We start from the raw sequence: 2737 nt of genomic DNA, 5'->3' as shown, positions 1-2737 counted from the left end.
ATGAAAAAGGTTGGCAAGACCAAGCGAAAGATGATTTCGAAAGTGCCAAAGTGGAAAAAGTAAATGCTGATAGTAAATACGTATTATTAGATCAAACATATGATGAAAAAGAATTGTTGGAAGTTTCTTTTGAAGATGTAGATAACGCTGTAACTGGGACGCCATTAATCCTCGTTGATTCGAATACAAATGAAGTAGTTGGCTATATGCCAAGCGAATAAATTAACTAATGCTAAGCAAATGGGGGCGATAATTGTGTACATTCTGCTTTCAATCTAGCTATAGAAAAAGGTGATAGTTTTTGAATATGTTCGTATTTGTTGTTTCTTATATAGTGTTAAATGTAATTAGTTCATTGCTATATGTTGGATTATTATTGTTGCTTTTTATAACAATGAAAAAGATTTTTAATATGAATGAAGAAAAATGGAGCATCCTTTTTAAATACGGAAAGGGAAAAGGCTTATATTCTCTGATGATGATTCCGTATTTGTTAATGATTATCGTAATGTTCCCAGTAACTATGTTAGGGTTTGAATTGATAAACTTCGATTATAGGGTATTAGGCTATATAGCTGTGATTTTATTACCAACGCTACTAATGTTTTTAACATTACCTAAGCTGAAAAAAGATATCGTAAATAAATATATAGAAAGTTATTAAGCCATCGGAGGCATTTGCGTGATAAGGACAGAGCATCAAACGGGCCAAATTATTAAACAAGTAGAGAGTGCTTAAAATAAAAACAGTATCCTTTGAGAAAAGGCACTGTTTTTAAAAGAAATCTCCACATATTAACTACGTTCATGCGCTCAGCTCAGTCCGTAGAGAACTCAATCTGTGCTTTAATCTTATAATTCTCTTGATTATGGTCTACTGTGAAATCAGCAAAACCATCAACGATGTAATGACCATTGGGATATTTTCGTTCCATTACCTGTTTCATAAATTCTTTATATTCTTCTTTATCTTGTTCGGAATAACCTCCACCGCCCGTAGTCTCCTGGCGTAGAGGTACACCTTTTTTAAGTACAGTCTCATTCCCGACTGCAGCAACAGCATAAGCTATATCATAATTTCGTGTGGTTTCCTTCATCGGAAATAAAAATGGTGAAGAGCTATGCTTAATGACAACTTCTTCTTTTGGACCCACATACTCGAGCTCAGCATATATCTTTACTGACTCTCCTTTATCATAATGACTTTTTTCAGTCACAAGTCTGTAAATAAAGTCACCGTCCTTATTTTCAGCTTCTGTCTGGTTATCAAAAGTGTCTTCCGATGGCAACTCTGTCTTTGGTTCTGTTTGTTGACAACCAAATAAAGCAAAAACCATAAATACAGCAATCATAAGGTATAAAATTTTCTTCATTTGATCCCTCCTCGTATATTAGACTTTTTCACATGAAAAAAGTTACAATTAATTTTATGTTGAAAGGGTTTGTGACAATTCAACTATCGGGTGCGTTAACTGAACAACTGTTGCGCACCAATTGGGCCATTATCCTATACGGAAAGTGTAATGTTTTTCATTAAAACTCGTCTGATTTTTTAAGGAGAAGATATAAACAATGAAAAATAAAATTGTTCTATCTTTGTGTTTGACAGTAGTTACTGGTCTACTATTTGCCTGCGGTTCTGAAAATTTGGAGAAAGACGTTAAAGCAACTTTTGTAGGAATAATCGAGGAAATCCATAGTAACGGAACAACTGCTTCCGTTTCTGAAATAGAGCCGAACGAAAATAAAATTGTAGGACCTGTTGTAATTAATCTCCCTGCTATAACAGAACAAGTACTGGCCAGATATTCAGTATATAAATGACGTGAAAAAACACCCGTAGAGGGTGCCTTGATTGATTAATTACTGTCTTCCCCCTAAATTGAACACATCTTTTTCAACGCTGTTAAGTTTATGAGTAACAAATTTTAGATCCTGTTTTATCTCGTCAATGTTTGCATCTTTTTGTTCAGTACCCAGTTCAAACTGTTTGCCGATGCCGTAAAGCATTTCTTTCATAGAATTGAACCCTGTATCAACCTTTGAATCCAACCCGTCAATTCGTTCATTGACTGCTGAAAAACCGTTCTTCATTTCTGACTGCATTTCATTCATTTGTTCCATCATTTTACCCATCATTTCAATCAATTCTTTATTCATCCCGAATCACTCCTAGTAAGTCTATTATATAGTTTAACTTAACGGAAAGAAAGTTCTATCTAACGCTTTACGCTGTAACGAGCTATTTATCGCAACTAGTGAATGTATTAGAGAAAACAAAATTCTAAAGTTGCCTTGTGCTAAAAAGATAAAGGAATCTAACCATAAAAGAGTCGATTGGATCGGTGAAAAGTGAAATGGTATGAATTTGAAGGCAATCGAATTTAAGGATACGAACTTCTCTTGTTCAAGAAATGGGTGCAATTCTAGGATAAAGAATCTGCACCTTTTCAGTAATCGGACCAAATCATGTAACTTATTTAGCAACATGCCGTCTACCTGTCAAGGAGGTGAAGCTGGAATGAAAGTTAAATTCGTTTACTTAGTATTGACAGTTTTTTCGATAATACTTATTGCGGGTTGTTCAAATAAACCAGTTATAGAAAACACAAGTGAAATAGATAGCCATGAAGATGTTAAAGCTGCAGCGTGGGAATTTTTAGATGAAAAAGGTTGGCAAGACCAAGCGAAAGATGATTTCGAAAGTGCCAAAGTGGAAAAAGTAAATGCTGATAGT

3 protein-coding genes and 2 pseudogenes are annotated in these 2737 nt (G+C 34.5%); 3 read left to right on the top strand and 2 right to left on the bottom strand.

Annotated elements, in window-relative coordinates; all coding sequences use genetic code 11:
• Positions 1 to 221 (top strand): annotated as a pseudogene (locus CSV61_RS16895) (hypothetical protein); the annotation flags it as partial.
• A gap of 597 nt (positions 222 to 818) precedes the next feature.
• Here the strand turns inward: CSV61_RS16895 and CSV61_RS16410 are convergent.
• The gene (locus CSV61_RS16410) at positions 819 to 1373 is read right to left on the bottom strand and encodes a hypothetical protein (RefSeq protein WP_099640093.1); all 555 of its coding nucleotides are present in this window, start codon (positions 1371 to 1373) and stop codon (positions 819 to 821) included.
• A 199-nt stretch (positions 1374 to 1572) separates the two neighbouring features.
• On the opposite strand from CSV61_RS16410, the gene CSV61_RS16405 reads away from it, so the two are divergent.
• Positions 1573 to 1824, top strand: coding sequence for a hypothetical protein (locus CSV61_RS16405; RefSeq protein WP_099640092.1), 252 nt, complete (start codon positions 1573 to 1575; stop codon positions 1822 to 1824).
• A gap of 39 nt (positions 1825 to 1863) precedes the next feature.
• Here the strand turns inward: CSV61_RS16405 and CSV61_RS16400 are convergent, their stop codons facing one another.
• Positions 1864 to 2160: a hypothetical protein gene (locus CSV61_RS16400; RefSeq protein ID WP_099640091.1), complete on the bottom strand. Its 297-nt coding sequence runs from the start codon at positions 2158 to 2160 to the stop codon at positions 1864 to 1866.
• A gap of 361 nt (positions 2161 to 2521) precedes the next feature.
• Between CSV61_RS16400 and CSV61_RS16395 the strand changes: the two are divergent.
• Positions 2522 to 2737, top strand: a pseudogene (locus tag CSV61_RS16395) (hypothetical protein); the annotation flags it as partial.

The organism is Sporosarcina sp. P3 (assembly GCF_002743415.1).
Classification (GTDB): Bacteria; Bacillota; Bacilli; order Bacillales_A; family Planococcaceae; genus Sporosarcina; species Sporosarcina ureae_A.
This window is presented reverse-complemented; position numbering and strand designations above follow the sequence as displayed.

Excerpts from the sequence above, each read along its gene's own strand:
- CSV61_RS16410 (WP_099640093.1), bottom strand. The coding sequence starts at position 1,373 with ATGAAGAAAATTTTATACCTTATGATTGCTGTATTTATGGTTTTTGCT.
- CSV61_RS16405 (WP_099640092.1), top strand. The coding sequence starts at position 1,573 with ATGAAAAATAAAATTGTTCTATCTTTGTGTTTGACAGTAGTTACTGGT.
- CSV61_RS16400 (WP_099640091.1), bottom strand. The coding sequence starts at position 2,160 with ATGAATAAAGAATTGATTGAAATGATGGGTAAAATGATGGAACAAATG.